This is a genomic window from Colwellia sp. MEBiC06753, assembly GCF_053470325.1.
The window spans coordinates 32,878-54,224 of sequence record NZ_JBQMTM010000006.1 but is presented as its reverse complement, the minus strand read 5'-3'; the positions used below and the strand labels follow the sequence as shown (position 1 = coordinate 54,224).

17 protein-coding genes are annotated in these 21,347 nt (G+C 40.2%); 6 read left to right on the top strand and 11 right to left on the bottom strand.

Annotated features, from left to right (window positions below; all coding sequences use genetic code 11):
- The 3 genes from ACOB82_RS06565 to ACOB82_RS06555 form a co-directional block, all read right to left on the bottom strand.
- Entirely contained in the window at window positions 1–1,173 is a 1,173-nt protein-coding gene (locus tag ACOB82_RS06565) for a GNAT family N-acetyltransferase (protein ID WP_448212166.1), read from the bottom strand.
- Between the two features lie 113 nt (window positions 1,174–1,286).
- Complete coding sequence (locus tag ACOB82_RS06560; RefSeq protein ID WP_448212164.1) at window positions 1,287–4,337, bottom strand: efflux RND transporter permease subunit; 3,051 nt, start codon at window positions 4,335–4,337, stop codon at window positions 1,287–1,289.
- Window position 4,338: 1 nt separating this feature from the next.
- On the bottom strand, window positions 4,339–5,397 hold the full coding sequence (locus ACOB82_RS06555; RefSeq protein ID WP_448212162.1) for an efflux RND transporter periplasmic adaptor subunit: 1,059 nt from the start codon (window positions 5,395–5,397) through the stop codon (window positions 4,339–4,341).
- A 243-nt stretch (window positions 5,398–5,640) separates the two neighbouring features.
- Here ACOB82_RS06555 and ACOB82_RS06550 point away from each other — a divergent pair, with 243 nt between their 5' ends.
- Both ACOB82_RS06550 and nagB read left to right on the top strand, forming a co-directional pair.
- Window positions 5,641–6,207 (top strand): TetR/AcrR family transcriptional regulator, encoded by a 567-nt coding sequence (locus ACOB82_RS06550; protein ID WP_448212160.1) that lies wholly within the window; start codon window positions 5,641–5,643, stop codon window positions 6,205–6,207.
- 303 nt (window positions 6,208–6,510) lie between these two features.
- Window positions 6,511–7,290: a glucosamine-6-phosphate deaminase gene (gene nagB / locus ACOB82_RS06545; RefSeq protein WP_448212158.1), complete on the top strand. Its 780-nt coding sequence runs from the start codon at window positions 6,511–6,513 to the stop codon at window positions 7,288–7,290.
- Window positions 7,291–7,692: 402 nt separating this feature from the next.
- Here nagB and ACOB82_RS06540 read toward each other — a convergent pair whose 3' ends face one another.
- Genes ACOB82_RS06540 through ACOB82_RS06525 form a run of 4 tightly spaced genes read right to left on the bottom strand, consistent with a single transcriptional unit; the run spans window position 7,693 to window position 12,287 of the window.
- Window positions 7,693–8,907, bottom strand: coding sequence for an ABC transporter permease (locus ACOB82_RS06540; RefSeq protein WP_448212156.1), 1,215 nt, complete (start codon window positions 8,905–8,907; stop codon window positions 7,693–7,695).
- Window positions 8,908–8,917: 10 nt separating this feature from the next.
- Window positions 8,918–10,234, bottom strand: a complete 1,317-nt coding sequence (locus ACOB82_RS06535) for an ABC transporter permease (RefSeq protein ID WP_448212154.1) — start codon at window positions 10,232–10,234, stop codon at window positions 8,918–8,920.
- Window positions 10,235–10,242: 8 nt separating this feature from the next.
- Window positions 10,243–10,941 (bottom strand): ABC transporter ATP-binding protein, encoded by a 699-nt coding sequence (locus ACOB82_RS06530; protein ID WP_448212152.1) that lies wholly within the window; start codon window positions 10,939–10,941, stop codon window positions 10,243–10,245.
- Between the two features lie 59 nt (window positions 10,942–11,000).
- On the bottom strand, window positions 11,001–12,287 hold the full coding sequence (locus ACOB82_RS06525; RefSeq protein WP_448212151.1) for an efflux RND transporter periplasmic adaptor subunit: 1,287 nt from the start codon (window positions 12,285–12,287) through the stop codon (window positions 11,001–11,003).
- A gap of 221 nt (window positions 12,288–12,508) precedes the next feature.
- On the opposite strand from ACOB82_RS06525, the gene ACOB82_RS06520 reads away from it, so the two are divergent.
- The 3 genes from ACOB82_RS06520 to ACOB82_RS06510 all read left to right on the top strand — a co-directional run bounded on the left by ACOB82_RS06520 (window position 12,509) and on the right by ACOB82_RS06510 (window position 13,974).
- A complete protein-coding gene (locus ACOB82_RS06520) occupies window positions 12,509–12,919 on the top strand; it encodes a hypothetical protein (RefSeq protein WP_448212149.1) in 411 nt (136 codons plus the stop codon).
- Between the two features lie 33 nt (window positions 12,920–12,952).
- On the top strand, window positions 12,953–13,402 hold the full coding sequence (locus ACOB82_RS06515; protein WP_448212147.1) for a hypothetical protein: 450 nt from the start codon (window positions 12,953–12,955) through the stop codon (window positions 13,400–13,402).
- Between the two features lie 194 nt (window positions 13,403–13,596).
- On the top strand, window positions 13,597–13,974 hold the full coding sequence (locus ACOB82_RS06510; protein ID WP_448212145.1) for a hypothetical protein: 378 nt from the start codon (window positions 13,597–13,599) through the stop codon (window positions 13,972–13,974).
- Window positions 13,975–14,152: 178 nt separating this feature from the next.
- Here ACOB82_RS06510 and ACOB82_RS06505 read toward each other — a convergent pair whose 3' ends face one another.
- From ACOB82_RS06505 to ACOB82_RS06490, 4 genes are all read right to left on the bottom strand, one after another.
- Window positions 14,153–14,878 (bottom strand): substrate-binding periplasmic protein, encoded by a 726-nt coding sequence (locus ACOB82_RS06505; RefSeq protein ID WP_448212144.1) that lies wholly within the window; start codon window positions 14,876–14,878, stop codon window positions 14,153–14,155.
- Between the two features lie 158 nt (window positions 14,879–15,036).
- Complete coding sequence (gene katG / locus ACOB82_RS06500; RefSeq protein ID WP_448212143.1) at window positions 15,037–17,193, bottom strand: catalase/peroxidase HPI; 2,157 nt, start codon at window positions 17,191–17,193, stop codon at window positions 15,037–15,039.
- A 347-nt stretch (window positions 17,194–17,540) separates the two neighbouring features.
- Window positions 17,541–18,215: a 2OG-Fe(II) oxygenase gene (locus tag ACOB82_RS06495; protein ID WP_448212142.1), complete on the bottom strand. Its 675-nt coding sequence runs from the start codon at window positions 18,213–18,215 to the stop codon at window positions 17,541–17,543.
- 466 nt (window positions 18,216–18,681) lie between these two features.
- A complete protein-coding gene (locus ACOB82_RS06490) occupies window positions 18,682–19,140 on the bottom strand; it encodes a hypothetical protein (protein ID WP_448212140.1) in 459 nt (152 codons plus the stop codon).
- A gap of 725 nt (window positions 19,141–19,865) precedes the next feature.
- Between ACOB82_RS06490 and sbcB the strand changes: the two genes are divergently transcribed.
- Window positions 19,866–21,329, top strand: a complete 1,464-nt coding sequence (gene sbcB, locus ACOB82_RS06485; RefSeq protein WP_448212139.1) for an exodeoxyribonuclease I — start codon at window positions 19,866–19,868, stop codon at window positions 21,327–21,329.
- The last annotated feature ends 18 nt before the right edge of the window (window positions 21,330–21,347 follow it).

The window sequence follows — 21,347 nt, the reverse complement described above, 5'->3', positions numbered from 1 at the left end:
CTAATTAAGCAATGATTCATTGATAGCAGCTTTATACGGCAAAGCGGCTTTAGCTGCTTGATAATACCCTTTGTTGTGATGGCGCTCTTTAGTTAAAAACTGACTGATGGCCGCATTAAAACTAGGGTGATAAATTTGATAGCAGCCATGAATAAACACAGGTTCAAAGCCGCGTTTAATTTTATGCTGGCCTTGAGCACCGGCATTAAAGCTAGTTAATTGGCGCTTAATGCAATACTCAATACCTTGGTAATAACATAGCTCGAAATGTAAAAAATCAAACGCCTGATTACAACCCCAGTAACGACCATAAAGCGTGTTTTCATCAAAGAAAAATAACGAACCCGCAACTAATTCACCTTGATGATAAGCAAAAATCACTAAGGTTTGTGTTGGCACAACTTCAGTTAACTGCTTAAAAAATTCCAGCGTTAAATAGCCGTGATGACCAGAGCGCTTTAAATAGGTGTTGCAGTAGAACGAATAGAACTGTTGCCACAGTTGTTCTGTTACATCACTCGCCAATAGCCGCTCAATAGTTATGTGCTGAGCAATAACTTTCTGTCGCTCTTTAATGATATTTTTACGTTTTCTCGCGGTAAATAACGCTAAGAAATCATCAAAGCTTTGATAGTTTCGATTAAACCAATGATATTGAATATCGCTGCGCCCTAGCCAGCCTTGTGCTGTTAATGCCTTTTTTCCTGCGTTATCGATAAATAAGCACTGGCTGGTTTGAGCGTTGATTTGTTTCGCTAGTACCGCCAACAACTCGGTGATATAACTGATGATATCGGTGGTATTTTGACTAAAAGCCTGATTAATTCCCAGGCGCTGTCCGGTCACTGGGGTAAATGGTATTGCCGTGACTAACTTTGGATAGTAATCGATACCATGCTGGTGATAAGCATCGGCCCAAGACCAGTCAAATAAATATTCACCATAGGAGTGGGATTTAATATAAAGCGGTAAGATAGCAACAATTTCTTGCTTATCCGTCAACACCTCTAGATGTATCGGTTGCCAGCCGGTTTCGCCACAAACTGATTTTGACTGCTCCAATGCCAGTAAATAGCCATACTGAGTAAATGGTTGCCCAGAAGGAAAGCACTGTCGCCATTTTGTGACTGAAATTTCACTTATTGCCGCAACAAATTGATGAGTTAACTGCATATGAGTTAGTTTGTGTTATCAGATTAAACTGCATTTCTATAAAGCATTAAATTACACTTCCTAAGCGTTGATTAAAAGCTTTTAAACTCAAGCGAAATTTACGTTAACCAGCCCTAATATTTCACCACTTTAATTTTATAGAAAATACTATAAAGCACAGGTACCGCTATTAGCGTTAACACAGTAGCAAATGCCAATCCCCCCATTATCGTTACTGACATATCGGCAAAAAATGGATCGGTTATTAACGGCATAACCCCTAATATTGTGGTGATAGCAGCTAATGAAACGGGTCGCAAACGACTTAAGCTAGCTTCAACGATTGCATCACCTTTAGCTTTACCTTCGTCAATTTGTAAGTCGATTTCTTCCAGTAAAACAATGGCATTTTTAATCAACATACCAAATAAACTTAAAAAACCAAGCAATGACATAAAGCCAAACGGCAAGTCGGCCAGTAATAAACCCGCGACCACACCAACGATAGCCATAGGCACAATTAACCAAATAATTAGTGGCTGTCGAGCGCGGGCAAATAATAAAACACTAATGATAAACATCACTAGAAAGCTTAATGGTAAACCTTTACCTAAAGCCGCTTGCGCATCTCTTGAAGATTCATATTCGCCCCCCCAAGCTATTTTGTAGCCATCGGGCAATTCAATAGCTTCTAATTTTGGCTTCATTCTAGCAAAAGCTGCTCCGGCGGTTTCTTCATAGCCGGCTTCTGCCATTACCGTGATCGTACGAACGCGATCACGTCGGTTAATCAGCATTTCTTCACTATCGTAAGAAGTTTTGCCGCTAACTTGTTTAAATGGAATATAAGTACGTTGGCTTGCACTCCAAACTAGGCCATTTTCTAATGCCTTAAGTTGGTCCATTCGCGCATTATTTTCTACTTGCGATTTAGCAACTATCGGATATAAATAGTCGCCATCTTGCAATTTACCAACAATTAAACCACTGGTATAAAACTGTATCGCTTGATTAAAATCACTACGAGACACGCCAGCAATGCCCGCAGCATTTTCATCGTAATCGGGCATCAATACGATACCTTTACCTCGCCAGTTATCTCTAACGTCGCGAATAGCACCATCGTCTAAATATATCGCTCGTGCTTGTTCAGCTAGGCTGCGCAGCACTGTTGGCTCGGGGCCAGAGAAACGCACCTGCAGTTTTGCCCCAGCTCCTGGGCCAAATTGCATAATTTCGGCATAATAAGCGGCATTAGGGTTAACCGCTTTAAGTTTTTCAGTCACTTTTTTAGCAATAGCTGGAATTTCTTTCGCGTTGTGTACGCGCACTAAATACATGCCATAGCTCTCATTAGGCATGGTCGGCTTATAAACTAAGGTAAACCTATCAGCACCTTGGCCTATAAAGCTGGTTAATGATTCAACGCCTTCACTTGCCAATATAATATCTTCTCCGGCCTTCATATATTTAGCGGTAGCGCGGATATCATTATCTTGTGGTCCCCAATAATGAATAAAAAAGTTAGGCGTATTAGAAGCAGGAAAGAAACCTTTTTTAATTAAACCGAAACTCGAATAGGCGGTAATAGTAATGGCAATTAATGCCACTACAGTAACACCACGGTGATGAAGTGCGTTGCGTAATAAAAACAAGTAACCTTTATGGAACGCTGACTGACTTTGCGCACCCTCTTGTTTATTTCCAACTTGATAGAAATATTTACCCAACAATGGCGTTAGCGAAACCGCCAATACCCAACTTAACATCAGTGAAATTAGTACCACGGCAAAAAGTGAAAATAGAAACTCACCGGTTTTATCATCAGATAAGCCAATACCTGAAAATGCAGCGATGCCGATAACGGTGGCCCCAAGTAATGGCCACTGTGTTCGTTTAACAATAAAACTGGCAGACTCTAGAGCGGACTTTCCTTTTTCCATCCTTAACATCATGCCTTCAGCAACGACTATGGCATTATCCACCAACATCCCCATGGCAATGACCATAGCGCCCAATGAAATTCGCTCTAATTGCAGTCCATAAAGCCACATTATTAACACGGTACCAAGTACCGTCACTAATAATGTCACACCAACAACAATACCTGAACGCCAGCCCATAAATAGGCATAAAGCCAGAGTGACCACCAGAACGGACATTTCAAGGTTAAAAATAAAGCCATCAACGGCTTTATCGACAATATTGGCTTGATTGTAGATCGGCGAAACTTCTATGCCGGCTGGTAATGTGGCAAGAATATCGCTAAGTTTTTGTTCTATTTTTGCTCCAACATCAACAATATTAATGTCATTTTGTGCAGAGATACTTAACGTAATGGCGCTTTTGCCATTAAAACGTTTTAAGTTATTTGGAATATCAACAGCTTCAATAGATAAGCTAGCAATATCTTTCAATTTAACTGAGGCGTTTTTTCCTGGCAGCACAAAGGTAATGTTTTCAATTTCTTCCAGTTGATCTTTAGCGGCAGATACTGGAATGCGAATTTGTTTATCACCTATATACAAGCGACCACCAGCAAAAGGTCGTAAGTTAATGGCAAGTACTTGCTGAAGATCAGGAAATGACAGGCCTAATCCTGCAACCTGATACATATCAATTTCTGCCACTATTTGTTCTGCCAAAATGCCACTAACAGCCACTTTGGCCACGCCATCAACAGTTAATAATTCTCGGCGAATAATGCGTGAAAACTCGCGCATTTGATAGGCACTATAATCTGGAGCGGTTAACGCGTAATAAATACCAAATACATCACCAAAGTCATCGATCACCTTAGGTGCACTGGCTCCAACCGGTAAAGACGGCTGAACATCACGTATACGTTTACGCAATTCATCCCAAATTTGTGGCAATAAAGGGCTATCGATATTGGATTTTACTTCCATGGTTACCCGTGAAAAGCCAGGCTTGCTTTCCGATTCAACCTTTTTTAATTGCCACATTTGCTGTAAAGCAATTTCCAGCTGCTCGGTAACTTCCCGCTCAACCTGCTCGGCGCTTGCTCCAGGGTAATATGTCATAATTACCGCTTGTTTTATCGTAAACGCGGGATCTTCTAAACGACCGATATTGCCCATCGCGACCACGCCGCCAAGTAGAAAACATAGGGTGATTAACCAAATATTTATTGGCCGAGTTAACGAATACTTAGCAATATCCATCCTAAAAGTCCGCCTGATATTCTTTAACTTTTAAGTTATCACGCATTTGGTTAACTGCAGCTGACACCACTTTATCTCCTGAAACTAACCCAGATGAAATCGCTACATATTTTTTAGTAATATCCGCCACCGTTACCTTGGCTTTTTCAACGGCATTTGTCTCTGGATTAAAGCGCCACACATAAAAGCCGCTGGCAATATCACCAACCAGTGCATTTAATGGAATTATCAAGGCTTGTTGCGTGCGCTTACGGTCTTCAATTTTTACTGTGGCTCGTGAGCCAGGATAAAATAAATTAGTGACTTCACCGTCAATGGCAAAGGTTAAACCATAGGTTTGGCTAATTGGATCTGGCGTAGTTTCGTGTTCAACATAAGTAATATCAAACACAAGATCAGGATGACCAATGATATGTGCGGTTGCCTTAACGTCACGATTACCAGCATTGGCGGTCATAATGCGCTCAGGCACTTGGAAGCTAAAATACAGTTGGGATCTGTCCTGCAAATTAGCGACGGTATCGCCAGCGCGAATATAGCTATTATTTTCTATAAACCGTGCGCCAACGACCGCGTCAAACGGCGCGCGAATAGTACAATAACTTAGATCTTGTTTAGCATTTTCGAGGGCAATTTTAGTAATAGTATACAGTGACTTAGCATCATCTAACTCCCGTTGTGACGCCACGTTTTTACTAAACATCTCTTCAATACGCTTAAGGTTACGTACTGCATCTTGATGGCGAGTCGCATTTTCTTCTACTTTTCGTTGAAATGGTGCGGGATCTATTTTCGCTAATACTTGCCCTTGCTCGACAAGACTTCCTTCAATTAAGTTTTCTTCAATCAAGCGACCAGATACTTCAAACTTTAAATCAATATCTTTGACCGCAGAAACTGTCGCTGGAAATTCATAAGACTGGTTAAAATTTGTTTGCTTAACTTGAGTTAATTGCACCACTAATGGTTTTACTTCCTCAACAACATCCGCCTGCTCTGAGCAAGCTTGTAAAAACACCATTACACTGATAGCTGAAACACGAAAAATAAGTCGCAACACCGACAATCCCCTTTAAATAGCGTCGATAATAAGTGGTTTTTTATAAACAAGGCTGTTTTTCGCTCATTTTCTAAACCGAATATTCAGTAAACCATTGCATTAAATTTAATCTAACGGACTTAACGCAATGTAACAGGATCCTAGCACAGGTTTACACTTTTACACAATCTGTAAACCTGTTGTTTATTTGCATAGTAAAGATTAAAATGGCCTAACAGTTGCGGTTTCTATCGGAGATAAATTTTGCAGACCACGGCAATTAAAATCATAACAGCGGCAAAAGAATGTTTTTTTCAGCACGGATTTAGTGCCGCCAATGTTTCTTTAATCAGTCGTTATGCTGGAATATCTCGCGCCACTATATATAAAAACTTCAACTCAAAAGAAGCTATCTTTCGTGCCGTTGTTAGCCATCACTTTCAACAATATAAATCATCGTTAGCGGCGTATGCTGCATCTGAAAAAGCTTTTTGGCTGGAAACAGAATCATTAATTTTAAGTCGTTGCGCAGACCTATTTGACGGCATTCCTAATCAACTTATTCGAAGCGAGCTAAAGCACGTTGGACAAAGCTGTTGTGAAGACATTATTCAAACAGAGCAAAAAAAGGTGCAATCAGCAATAAAAACGAGGTTACAGAAAGAAATCGTATTGGGTACTATTTCCTTGGAAAATTTAGGCATAACTATCGACGAATTTGCCCAGCTTTTAGAGGCGGCACCAATCAGCCTAGCATTTTCCAATATGGTTGATGACCATATAAAAATGATCAAACAAATGTTTTGTATTTTCCGTACTAGCTGCCAATAAACTTTATATGAATAAGCAAGTAAGCAAATACATTCACTTGCCAAATTTATATTTTATAAGCCAGTCTAGGTCTTTAGGTTATTCGTTCTAAGCGCTTAAGCTAATAGCTAGGCTAATACCTTCACGAACAACCTTCCTACTCACCTAACTAAAAACCCATAACTAAAAGCCCGACCTAAAAGCTTCAACTAAAATCATCAAATTGCCACAGCACTATGGTATTTTTAAACAAAAGCTAAATGACAGCGTTGTCATCTGGCTTAAAATGCAGTAAAGTTTGCTTAGATTATTAAGGGGAAGCTTATGAGAGTTGTCATTAAACCTAACGCACAAGACGCTGTTCAATTTTGTGCCAATCAATTTAGCCAACAATTAGCACAAAAGCCTGATTCGGTATTAGGTTTAGCAACAGGTGGTACACCGGTAAACCTTTACCAAGAGCTTATTAAACGTTATCAGGCGGGCAAACTTTCATTTTCATCAGCCAAAAGCTTTAACCTAGACGAATATTTAGGGTTAGCAGGTGATCATCCGCAAAGTTATCGCTATTTTATGCAGCAACAACTGTTTGATCATATCGATATCAACGGTGCTAACACTCAGCTGCCAGATGGTTTAGCAAAAGATCCAGCGCTATTTTGTCAGCAATATGAACAAGCGATTCAAGCCGCTGGCGGTATCGATTTACAATTACTCGGTATTGGCAGTAACGGCCATATTGGTTTTAACGAGCCAACATCAAGCCTTTCGTCACGTACTCGTATTAAAACGTTAGATCCAAAAACTATTGCGGATAATGCCCGCTTCTTCACTGAAGATGAAGAACAGCCGCACTTATCTATCACTATGGGTATCGGCACCATTTTAGACAGTAAACATGTGTTGCTTTTAGCTACCGGTGAAAACAAGTCAGCTGCAATAAAGGCCACCGTTGAAGGCGCACTTAGTGCCATGTGCCCAGCATCAGCATTGCAACTACACCAAAATGCCACAGTGGTGATGGATGAAGCGGCAGCATCTGAGTTAACCCTAAAAGATTATTATTTAGCGGTTGAAGCTGAGCGCCAAAAGCTAGATAAGTAACATCGGTTTTTATTAAGAATTTGACATAAAAAAGGAGCGTAATCGCTCCTTTTTCGTTAACTTGAGATAGTTCTTCACATGAAATACCAATTGAATTAAATATTTGATCATTCAGCGAGAATTAAACGGCTTATAGGCACAGGTTTTATGCTCCTGCAAAACCTAAGCACCTACATCCATGTAGGCGTGGCTTTGATTACAGTTAATGGTTATTCCCTTATCAAAATCAGTAACGCAGCATATAAGTCGTTTAAACTCGCCCTTGGGAGCTCGTCAGGAAAGTGATAACTTTACAAATTGCCTTGATGGAGAATGACTACACCGGCATCAATTTGCTTTGTTAGAACTTCCCTGACGTAGCTCTGAACTGGCTAAATATTTAATAAAATTGGTATAGGGTAATTACACCGTTCTGGTAGCGGTAGCTGGTGCTATCGCGGTGGCTTTTTTCGCTGGACCAAATACCGCAAATTGTCCTACCAAGCACAGCACTAACATGCCAGCTGGTACGTAATACCAATCCATAGGTGTCAGTGATAATGCCTTAACTAATAGCATATTTAACGCTATGGTTAAGATCGCACCGAGTATCACTCCTACGCCGCTAATAAGGAAATTTTCCACCATAAAATAGCGCAGAATATCGGCTTTGCGTGCGCCTAGTGCTCGGCGAATACCAATCTGCTTCTTACGGCGATTTACGCTAAAGCTAGCAAGACCAACAATACCTAAACTGGTGACGATAGTTAGCGTAATAATTACCGTTGTTAAGATTTTAATCATGGCGGTGTGGTTGCGATAGCTACGCTCGCGAACGTACTCTAGGCTGCGCATACCATCAACTACCCTTTGTTTATTCTGTGCCAATAATTCTTCGACTGTTTTCATTATGTCGTCGCGTCGACCTGGCTCGGTACGAATAAAATAGCGCGCAGAACTTCTTTCTAAATATTCTGGTGATAACATCGAGCTTTCGAGGTTATCCCACCCCACCCAAGGCGCTTGCAGCTGATCAATAATCCCTTTAATAATCATCGGCTCGTTATCATTTATATAGACGGTTTTACCGACGGTTTGCGCATAATCTAGCTCAGGGAATAGTCGCTCGGCCATCGCTTTGCTGACAATAATATTATCCGGCCAGTCGCTTTGGGCATTAGCACGCCAGCGAATGTCGGTTTTAGTAAAGTTTTCACCAGCAATTAGTTGCACATCAAGCGCATTTAAACCATGTTCATCCACCATATAAACGGCAACGCCTGCGCCATCATGCTCTGCTCCTGGCTTAGTTTGCAAGCCCATTGACCAGCCACCACCACTAATAGGTATGGCGTTAATTTGAATGGCATCAACCACCCCAGGCAAGGCTCGAATTGCAGCTAAGTCAGTTTCAATGGTTGCTTTTGCCGCGAAATTAGCGCCAAAACCACTACTGTTGATATAAAATGAATTGGCTTCATCTACACCACTTGGGCGCTTAGTTTCCTGACTGCGCTCATAAATGATAAACACTGAATTTACAATAATTGCCATGGTAAATGCGATTTGAATGGCAATTAATAATGCGCCAATCTTGTTGCGCAATAAGGCGCGAAAAATAGGTCCTAATTCTAACATTTGTTGCTCCTTATTGGCTTTTCAGTTGGCTAGCTGGCGCAATATTGCATGCGCGCCATGTTGGGTAAAGGCCGGCTAACATACTAGATGCCAAGGCGATAACTAAACCGGTTAGTGCCATCACCCAATCGAGTGCTATTAAGTTTTTAACAAATTCACCGTACAGGCTTTCAATGCCAATAAGCCCAAGTTTCGCTAGCGCTAAGCCCACTAAACCGCCAAGTAAACCTATGCATGCTGCTTCAATCATGTATTGAGTGAAAATATCACCCTTTGACGCACCTATTGCTCGACGTAAGCCAATTTCTGAGGATTTACCGAGGAACTTAGCAAGCAGCAAACCTATGGTATTAAGTAAGCAAACGATTAAGAACATAAATGACATCCACATCATCATTTTGGCGTCATCTTGCACCACTTGTTGATTTTCCATCCACTCCATGACGTCTGATAAACGATTATTCATTGGACGAGGAAAGCGACCTAGCGCTTTTTGCTCACTAACATAGTTGTTTAGAAAATCTAGGTAATAGGCTTTTTCACTTGGCGAGTCTAACTGTACCCACATTTGATAGTTAATACATTCTGAGCGTAAAAACGCTTTAAAGCCTTCACCTTCAGGGCTTTTCCAACAATTGGTATTTCCCCAGTTTGGCAACTCTAACGTTTCTTTCAAGTGAAATGGCATAAACAACTCTTCCACTTCATCAAAGGCGCCATTATTAACATCGTAAAATTTAGGTACTGGTTGCCAGGTATCTAGCACGCCGACAACTTTAAAATGTTGACCTGCAATTACCATATTTCTGCCAACACTATTTTCACCACCAAACACTTTTTCATTTAGCGCTTTGGTCAGTACTACTACCTGCTCTAGGTTTTGATCAACCGACAGATCCCACTGACCACCGTATAAAAAAGGCGTATTAAACATTGAGAAGAAATCGGCGGTTGTTAAGCGAATAGCCGCTTCAAACGGATTAACATCTTGATTTGCTGGTTCAATAATGCCACCAGATTTTGCCATCGCTACTTGTTTGGTCGCTTTTTGCGCGGCAAATAAGTTGGTGGCATCGGTCCAAGTCAACTGGTTAGGCGGATCGTTTGAGTCATCATCAAAGGCATTGTGCGGATCCCAACTGTCAACTTGCACATAAAACAATTGTTCACTTTTATCCGGAATAGGATTAGCTGACATTAAGTAATTTACCGTGATCGTGGTCATACTTGCGCCTATACCCAATGCAATAGCGAACACCATTAGCGTACTTAGCAGCGGATTTTTTCTGATGCTCTTAAACGCGAGCTTTAAATAGTAAGCAAACATAGCGCCTCCTAGCCGTTGGCTACATGCATAGCAACAACGTCGTCAACATCACTAGCTTGGCCGTCTTTAACAAAGATATTGCGCGTTGCTTGTTTGGCTAATTGCGGATCGTGGGTCACCATCACTATGGTGGTGCCTGAACGGTTAATTTCTTTTAGTAAGTCCATCACGCTTTGCGCCATTGATGAGTCTAAGTTTCCGGTTGGTTCATCCGCTAATAAAAACCTAGGTTTACCCGCCAGTGCACGAGCAATAGCAACGCGCTGCTGTTGACCACCAGAAAGTTGCGACGGTAAATGCTGCATACGATTTGCTAAACCAACAATTTCTAAACTTTCTTCGATACGTGCTTTGCGGGTTTTAGCATCAAAACCGCGATAGCGTAGCGGCACATCAACATTGTCGAATAAATTAAGATCAGGGATCAGGTTATAGCTTTGAAAAATAAAGCCTATTTTTTCATTACGTAACTTACTGCGTTGGTTGTCGTTTAGGTTGCTAACATCTTCACCATCAAGCTGGTAAGTGCCTTCATTAAAAGTTTCTAACATGCCGGCAACATTAAGGAAGGTAGTTTTTCCGGAGCCAGAAGGCCCGGTAACTGCAACAAACTCCCCTTCATTTACGTGTAAATTAAAATCTCTTAATGCATGGGTTTCGACTAAATCGGTACGAAACACTTTTTTAATATTGCTCATTACTAACATAGTGGTGCTCTCTTTAATTTTATTGTGTATGCAACTTTCTTGTATTGTCGACAGGCTTACTACTGTGAAATCAGTACCTTATCTGCGGAATTAAATTGATCTGTGCTGGAGACGATAATCACATCGCCCTCGGCTAGTCCTTGGTTTATTTCGACGTTTGATAAACTTCTTGCGCCAGTTTCTATGGTTACTTTCTGGGCAATATCGCCATTGACTTTGTAAGCAAAACGGCCACTAGAGCTTTCTAAAAATTGACCACGACGCACCATTAACACGCCTGGTTTGTTTTCCATCAAAATACGGGTCGTTAATCGTTGGTTTTGTCTTAAACCGTCTGGCTGACCAGCGCCTGAAGAAGCGGCAAAACGTACACGCCCAGTCACTTGATTGTTCTCAATTTCGGGTGAGATAGTCACTAGGTTTGCAGCATACGTTTCGCCATTAATCGATACTTCAGCACCCATACCAATTGCCATGTCGTCGGCATAGCTCTCTGGAATATCCACTTCCAGTTCAAATTCGGATAAATCAACCACACTTAAAATTGGCTGATTACGACTAACCTGATTTTTTTGCTTAACGGCGAGGTTACCAACAATACCGTTTACCGGTGAGCGTAAGGTTAGTTCATCGACTTTACGTTGCAGTTCATCAACCAATAATGCTTGGCGATCAACCAATAACTGAACGGTTTTAATTTCAAACGCCAAACTTTCCTGATTAAGCGCTGCATCCTGCTCGGCATGTTTAAACACCAACTGTGCGTTTTGTAAATCGTCTTGCGCTTTTTCAAAATCTATTTGGCTGATGGAATTAAATTTGTAGGCTTTGTCAGCTCGACGCTTTTCACGATCAGCCGCCACTAACGTGACTTTGGCTAAATCAACCGCTTTTTGATTTTCTAACGCAGCTTTTCTCGCCTGAATTTTTTGACGTTCTAAGTCTAAGGTTTGCTTTTGTAGTGAGGCTTGTTCTTGTTCTAATTGATTCGTTAGCTCAGGGCTTTCAATCACCGCTAATACTTGATCTTTAACCACTTTGTCGCCAGCATCCACTTCAAAGGTGATAGTGCCCTGACCTGTGGCATATAGCCTTGGACTTACCGCTGCAACTACTCGGCCTTGAACCGATAAGTCTCTAACTAAATCACCGCGAGTAACCGTTGCTAAACGAATGCGATCTCGTGAAATGGTGGTATCACTGGATGACCAACTCGAAATTGCCGGAGTGGCTAAACCAATTAATGTTATTAAGCTTGCACCAACTACGGCACTAACTATCCATGTTTTCTTTTTAGTCGATGGGCTGATCACCACATCTTGACCACTGGTATCTGCTATTTTCACAATCTTTCCCGAAATATTTTTCAACAATCAAACAATAAGTCGCAACAAGTTTGTAAAAAGTTTAAAAATAAAATTAAATTTCTAATTTTACTTGATTTTAATCCCTACAATTCAACACACTAGGCTGTAGGTTTTAAGATAAAACTAGCGAAAGCATGACTCTGTAGTTATTGAGACTAAATGTGACGCCTTAAAAAGGAAAAGAAAAAGGACATGATAAATTGAAAGGTAAATTATTAGGCTTATTACTCTTTATAGTCAGCGCAAGTTCACTAGCCAACACCGAACAGCAAAAGCTAGTTGGCAGCTGGAAGCTGTTATCTGGTGAATATATTGATCATCGCGGTCAAGTCATCAATTATCAACAGCAACAGTTACAATCGATTAAAGTATTTTCTACCAGCCATTTTAGTTTTACTTCAATGAAAGGTGACAAGTTTTGGGCATCAGGTACCGGTACTTATCAATTACATAATAATCAGTATGTAGAAACCTTGAAATTAAATTCATTTAACGAGCAAGAAGGAACAAGCTTTCGCTTTACCGCCGAATTTATTGATGATCGCTGGTACAATAGTCGCTGGCAAGACGGAAAACGAGTGGAATATGAAGTTTGGCAGAAAATTGATTAGCTATTTTACTTTTGTTACCTGTAGGCCAATCAGATGAACTCTGAACGAGAAAAAGGCCAACATGAAATTGCTATTTTTAAGCAATTTTGCGCCTGCCTGCCAAATACTCAAGTAAGCCATATTAAAAAGTGCTTGCCACCTAAACCTGACTTAAGTTGCACCTTTAATCATCAACACGTGTATTTTGAGTTAGCACGAAATTACCCGAAAGCCTTTGCCCAACAATATTTTTCTACTAAAGATCATGCCAAAGCGACATGGCAAGAAGGCGATACCAGAGCCATGCTCAAAACTAAACTAGATAAAAATTATCAAGTTAACGAGCCGATCTATTTGCTGCTTTATGATGATTTAGGCATAGCGTTACCAAATAAGGTGGTGGTAAAAAAACTAAAATCGATGCTAACAACCCGCGAACACATCCAATTTAAACAAATATGGTACTTTGCCCAAAACCAAGCATTAGAAATATACCGCGCCTAAGATAAGTCATTTTAATGCCACGTAACCGATAACGAATGCTTAGTCCTAAATCAACTTAACTAGGGTCTGTTGAGAATTTGTTTTTTAAGTACTTTTTACTAATATACAAATTACTAATATAGAATAAAGTAGTACGTTAATTTTATTATAAAAACTCCACTAATGCTGGCATCGAATTCTAAGGTTCATGGATAATGTCTAAGCCCCATAAAAACGCCAAATTTAAATTTAAGTTACTCAAAAACGATGCAATCGCACTAGCAGTGGTCATTGGTGATACTTATCCTGATGATATTATTCGCCTATACACTGAGTTAACGGAGTTTGCTAACCAACAGGATACTCGATTGCTGTTAGTAGACTTTCGACAAACCTCAATGGATTTTGAGACGGTAACAATCTTAGAATTGGTCAAACGAGTCGGTAAAATTACTCAGGGCTTTAAAGTCGCTCGAATGATCCCGCTGCAAGATTTCCGACAAGACATTGTTGAAATGTGCGCAGAAAAACACACCATTCCTATTCAGAATTTTATTGATGTTAATGAAGCCAAAGCTTGGCTGCTAAAATAAGTCCGACACCTACTTCCAATTCATATTCAATAAAAGTAATTGAGCTTTCCAACTTATCTTCACTACTTATCTTCACTACTTATCTTCACTACTTATCTTCACTACTAAAGCATTCGAAAAAGCATTCGAAAAAGCATTCGAAAAAGCATTCGAAAAAGTATTCGACAAGTGCTTCACATTAAATCTGAGGTGTTAGCCATTTATTAGCTAAGTCAGTCCAGTGTTTGGAATTTAGGAAAGCTTCAATATCTTTTTGTACACCAGTATCGGCGCGAGAAACAACAATACTACGTTCAAACATTTTTACGTAATTGTTTAAAATTTTTAAGTTTACGATATATTCTGGGTGAGTTTTTACTAAATAAAAATATGTTTGAAAGCCTATCACACCGAAGTCTCCCCGCCCTTTCATGAGCATTTGTGGTATTAAAGACTCGCTATTAACATCTATATGCTTAATAGTGCCATTTTTAATGTACTGCTGTAAATTGAAGTAAATATAGCCTCTGGCACCAACCAAGGTTTTGCCAAATAAAGAGCTATCGTCGCTATATTCCAACTCGAGATCATTACTTATATATAGCTCTCGATCATGTATTAACTCACTGGACCACCAATACTTTGTTTTGTTTGTATCGTTAACCCATGTCGGATTCACCCACAATAAAGCAGCTGGGGATTCAAGACCTGCTAACGCTCTTTGTTTTGGCAGATAAACGATTTTGTACTGATAAGACTCAGAAAATCTATTTAACTTGTCAGCAAGCTCAAAACTAAGGCCTGCTTGTTGTGATTTACTTATGATAAATGGTGGTTTGTCAAAATACGTATATAAAGGAACTTCTGTTTTCGCGTGAACAACTCCGACAAAACACAGCAAAAAAATTATTCGCAAATAATTCATTATCTAATCTTAACTTATATTAACTTTCTGGTTAAAAAGGCAGTGCTATTTTAGCTTAAATGTAGATATTAAGTGCTATTTAATAGTGAAGTAAAACAAAACGCCCGATTACCATAAATAGATGATAATTGGGCGTTGGCAGTTTTATTAACAGTAGTTTAGTTCAAATCAAAGCGGTCGGCATTCATCACTTTTGTCCAAGCGCTAACAAAGTCATGAACAAACTTTGTTTGATTGTCATCTTGCGCATAAACTTCAGCATAAGCACGTAAGATAGAATTTGAACCGAAAACTAAATCAACGCGACTTGCTTGCCACTTTACGGTATCGGTTTGGCGGTCGCGAATTTCATATAAGTTTTCACCTACCGGTTTCCAGCTATAGTGCATGTCGGTTAAGTTAACGAAAAAGTCATTAGTTAATGCACCTTTACGTTCAGTAAACACACCAATATCGCTATCGCCAAAATTCGCACCAATTACCCGCATTCCACCGACAAGCACGGTCATTTCATGGGCGGTTAAGCCAATTAACTGACTTTGATCAAGTAATAACTCTTCGGCATTTACTGTGAAGTCTTGTTTTAGCCAATTACGAAAACCGTCATGCAGTGGCTCAAGTACTTCAAATGATTCAACATCAGTCATCTCCTGTGTTGCATCGCCACGGCCAGCTGAAAAAGGCACTACCACGTCAATCCCAGCGGCTTTTGCTGCTTGCTCAATGCCTAAATTACCTGCTAAAACAATAACATCAGCTAAACTCACATTATGCTTGGTCGCTATTGGCGCTAATGCAGTTAATACTTTAGATAAACGCTCAGGCTCATTACCTTCCCAACTTACTTGTGGCGATAAGCGAATACGTGCGCCATTAGCACCGCCACGTTTATCTGAACCACGAAATGTTCTGGCGCTATCCCATGCTGTGGTTACCATTTCCCCCACTGAAAGACCTGTCGCAGCGATATCTTGTTTAACGGCGTTAACATCATATTGGCTGTTACCGGCAGGCACGGGATCTTGCCAAATCAAATCTTCACTAGGCACATCAGGACCAATATACCTAACTTTAGGCCCCATATCGCGGTGAGTTAATTTAAACCAAGCGCGGGCAAACACTTCAGAAAAATATGCGGGGTCTTGATAAAAGCGCTCAGAAATTTTCCGATATTCCGGATCCATTTTCATTGCCATATCGGCATCGGTCATAATCGGGTTATAGCGTTTGCTGCTGTCCTCAACATCTAACGGCTTTTTGTCTTCATCAATGGCTACAGGTTTCCATTGCCAAGCACCTGCTGGGCTTTTCGTTAACTCCCACTCATGGTTAAGTAACATATCAAAATAACCGTTATCCCACTGAGTTGGATTAGTCGTCCAAGCGCCTTCGATACCGCTGGTAACGGTGTCTCGACCTATGCCTCGATTGGTATGGTTATTCCAGCCAAGGCCTTGCTCATCTAGGTCAGCACCTTCAGGATCTGGCCCAAGTAATGAAGCATCACCATTACCATGACATTTACCCACGGTATGACCGCCAGCGGTTAATGCCACCGTTTCTTCATCGTTCATAGCCATACGCTCGAACGTTACACGTATATCTTTAGCGGTTTTTAATGGATCTGGGTTGCCATCAACCCCTTCTGGGTTCACGTAAATTAAGCCCATCATTACGGCCGCAAGCGGGTTTTCTAAATCACGCTCACCAGAATAACGACTGCCCTCACCACCACTTGGTGCTAACCACTCTTTCTCTGCGCCCCAATAAGTATCTTTTTCCGGGTGCCAAATATCTTCTCGGCCAAAGCCAAAACCAAACGTTTTTAATCCCATTGACTCATAGGCGATGGTGCCAGCATAGGCGATTAAGTCTGCCCAGCTTAATTTGTTACCATACTTCTTTTTAATTGGCCAAAGTAAACGTCGCGCTTTATCTAAGTTGGCATTGTCTGGCCAAGAATTTAATGGTGCAAAACGTTGATTACCGGTACCTGCACCGCCGCGACCATCGGCGACACGATAACTACCAGCAGCGTGCCAGGTCATACGGATCATCAAGCCACCATAGTGACCCCAGTCCGCAGGCCACCACGACTGACTTTCGGTCATTAATTGAGTAAGATCTTGTTTAAGTGCGGCAACATCAAGAGACTTTACTGCTTCTCGATAATTAAATTCAGCCCCCATTGGATTGGTTTTACTATCGTGTTGGTGAAGTATGTCTAGGTTAAGCGCCTTCGGCCACCACTCCATCACTGAAGCACTGCTTTCGGTTGCTCCGCCATGCATTACTGGACATTTCTTATCTGACATCTGTTAACCTCCTATCGGTGAACATAAGCTAAATATATCGCTATTTCATATATTGTTTCATGCTGTTGATTCGACTGTAAGTATTGGTCAGATATAGAATTTTGTAAAAGAGATTAAATTGATAACCATATTAAGTTTTTTTGAATAACGGGCTAGGACAAATTGATTAATTGAGTTAAATAGAATGATATTTAAGAAAGGCTAAGCCCTAGCCCGAACAAGAATTAAGCAAATGCAAAATTCAAACTGTGTTCAAGCTAAGTGAATATATCAAAGGCACTCATAAGCTAATAAGTGCCAAGGTCTAAAACGAAACGCAAGTGACCAAACAACTAACAGAAAGTGAGCTAGCGTGGCGGATCAATTTTACCTAAAACTGAGGTGTTAACTCTAAACCAGCCTGCAACAGAATAGCGATCATTTAGCGCTGGTAGTACCTCGTGGGGAAATTCTTCACTTAAAAACACTACAATTGTACCGAACAAAGGAGCAACCTTGATCCCAGTTAAATCTTGTTCATGCTCATATAAAACCAATTCGCCGCCATCAGTATTATTCCAACCAGGATTTAGGTAAGTAACTACAGAAAGTACTCGGTTAGCTTCTCCTTTAAAGGCATCAACATGGCGCTTGTAATAGTCGCCAGGTGCATAATGAGCAAAATGACTTTCAAATGAAAATAGCCCTAGAAAAAGTCGACGATTTAAAAAGTGTTGTAACTGACTTGTCCAACTCAGCCATTGCTGACCGGCTTCTGAGTCACCATTAATCCAACAAATTTCGTCAGTACGGACAAATTCATTCTTTAAATAGTCATCACCGCGGCCAATTCCTGCCTCAACATATTTATTTTGGTTAAGGCTTTGTTGATGTTCAAACAAGGCATTTGCTATGGTTTCAGGCAGTGCCGTTGGCTGAATGCTATAGCCTTGGCGTGAAATATCATCAGCAATTAAGCCGAAAAGTGTGTCATCGGTGGTGTTGCCACCATTAATGTAATCAGTGAGTGCTAAAGCAGACATATTAGTACCTAACTAAGATAGTGTCTGTGCGCTAACACTGGTTCTTTACACTAACCAATAATGAATAAGCTGAAGTTAGGCGTTAAATGCAATCTAATGCTTTAATTTTGCCCAAATATCAAGCGCCGATATAATAATTCAACTTCACCAAAAGCCAAGTTATTTTTAGTGATTTTCCTCAAGTATCTATCACTAGAAGTCACATCGTGAATTCAGCGAAAATTAATCTTGTTCGTCTTTGGGTATGTTACAACGAAATGGTCGGTGATTAAATCATATGTTGAGTAGCGCCTTATCAAAAACTTTTGCTTTATATATTAATTTGGCGCTTTCAATCAAAACAAAAACTGTTTTATAAACTCATTTTAAAGACTCTAAATTTTTGATTTATTATTTTTAGGAACACTTCATAAAAAACGCACTCTAAAGAGTGCGTTTTTTCGAAGTTAGGGATAACCAGCATTTATTATTTTGACTTTATTCGAGAGACAATCAAAGTTGCTAAACCAAGAAGTATCAATATAGCTGGGGCTGGGGCTGGAACACTTGGCACATTTTCCTGGATAAAAGCAAAAGCAAACTGGTATTCTTCTTGTCTTAGGGCGTAATACGGACTAGTGTACTGAATTTCTACTGTATAGCTACCACCATTATCGTTATAGAGGTCATATGCAAACATTGGGCCAAACTGTGCCAAGAAGTCTCCATCATCAACAAACCCTAAAGCGACTGCGAATTCTTCCGCTAAACTAGCATTGCCCCACCACAACTGGTTTTGAAGCCCTACCTCGGCATCAATATCCACAAAAAAACCGACCTTCCAATCTACATTATAATCTACGTCATCAACTGTTATTAGAACTGCGGATGCTTTCAGTGAAGTCAATATTATAGCTAAGCCGAGTACCCATATTTTTAAATTCATTAGTTCCTCTCCCTGTTTTAAACCAAACTGATTCCGAATGCGAAATCTATACAGACTACAAAAGCAGCAAAATATACACCATTAAGTATAAAAGCATAAATATCAACAATTTAAAACAACAATAGAATAGTAAAAATAGAAAGTGTAAAAGACATTGACACTAAATTGTTCGTTTACCTCAGATAATTGTTCGTTTACCTCAGATATAAGAAGCAGGTAAAGGTCTAAATGATTTGCTATCAAGGTATCAATATCGCTTACCTACAAAGATCATTAAACATGCATAAGTGGCTTTATTCTTTGATGAGCTAATAAATTCAGCTGGCGTACTTTTAATCTATCATTAGCCATAAATTAAATCAGAAATTCACCAAAGTACATGCGTTGCAGCTTAACTTTAAAATGATAATTATCTTTCCTTTTTCACTTACGACAATTGACAAGTTATCAATATCTTCTTTCTCTAATGTTTTTCACAACGTTCGCCTTGAAGTGATTTTAGTCGTGATACTTTAAATGCCATTAGCTTTCATCTAAACAAAGCTGTTATTATTCAAAGCAAATTGCGCCGCACACAATAAAGTGCAATTTTCTGATAAGTTTAGTTGCACTTTAAGGTACAACTTCTAGCTATCAGACAAAGTAATTTTGCAAAACACAAAGTCATAACCTGCTTTGATGCATACATTACAAACATCATAAAAATCAACAAATTAACATCACATATGGTCATACAAAGCAACACGGATAAACGACCCACAATCCTATGGCACGATTATGAGACTTGGGGAGTTTCCCCCAAATATGACAAACCGTCGCAATTTGCTGCCATTCGCACTGATCTCGATTTAAACATTATTGGTGAACCAGAGGTTTTTTATTGTCAGCCGCCTGCCGACTATTTACCCAATCCAGAAGCAGCATTAGTCACCGGCATTACTCCCCAAAAAGCCTTAACCGAAGGGTTGCCAGAAGCTGAATTTGCCCAGCGCATTCATACACTATTTTCTCAGCCACAAACCTGTGTTGCTGGCTACAATAATATTCGGTTTGATGATGAAGTTTCTCGTTATCTGTTCTATCGCAACTTTTACGACCCGTACGCCAGAGAATGGCAAAACGGTAATAGCCGCTGGGATATTATTGATATGGTGCGCGCTTGTTATGCGCTTCGACCAGAAGGTATTAATTGGCCACAAGTGACCAATGATGACACCGGAGAACAACGGGTTAGCTTTCGATTAGAGCTGCTTACCAAAGAAAATGGCATTAGTCATGAAGCAGCCCATGATGCAATGAGCGATGTTTACGCCACCATTGCCATGGCAAAACTAATCAAAGATAAACAACCTAAACTTTACAACTTCTTATTTAACTTACGTAATAAACGAAGTGTTGCCGAATTAATTGATGTCTATAACATGACACCAATTGTTCATACCTCAAGCAAAATTTCCGCTGAGCACGGCTGCACCAGTTGGTTTAGCCCAATTGCCTATCATCCCACTAATAAAAATGCAGTTATTGCCGTTGATTTAGCACGTGATCCTAGCCCGTTATTTGAGTTAAGTGCCGAGCAAATTAAACAGCGCCTTTATACCCGTTACCAAGATTTAGCTGAGGATGAATTACCGATTCCGATCAAACTAATTCATATTAATAAATGCCCGGTAGTCGCGCCTGCCAAAACCTTATTACCTGAAAATGCCGCGCGGTTAGCGATTCCTCGTGAAACTTGTTTAGAAAATTTAGCCAAGCTTAAAAACCACCGAGAAATTATCGATAAATTAAATGAAGTGTTTGCGCCAGATTTTAACGATGACGAGCAAGTTGACGCTGAGCACGCACTTTATGGCGGCGAGTTCTTTTCGGAAAACGATAAAGCACAAATGGCTATTTTGCACAGTTTGCCGCCAGAGCAACTGGCTGTGCATCAGTTTAATTTCCAAGATCCGCGCTTACCTACTTTGTTATTTCGTTATCGTGCCCGTAATTATCCCTATACTTTGTCAGCAACTGAAAAAGCCAGCTGGCAACAATATTGCCGCGATAAAATTCAATTTGGTGGAAAAGGCGTATTGTCGGCTGAAGAATATATGATGCGCTTGGAAAACTTGGTACACGAGCATGAAGATAACCAAAATAAAATGGCGGTATTAAAAGCTTTGTATCAATACCTCCAAGGATAAATACCTTCAGGGCTAAAT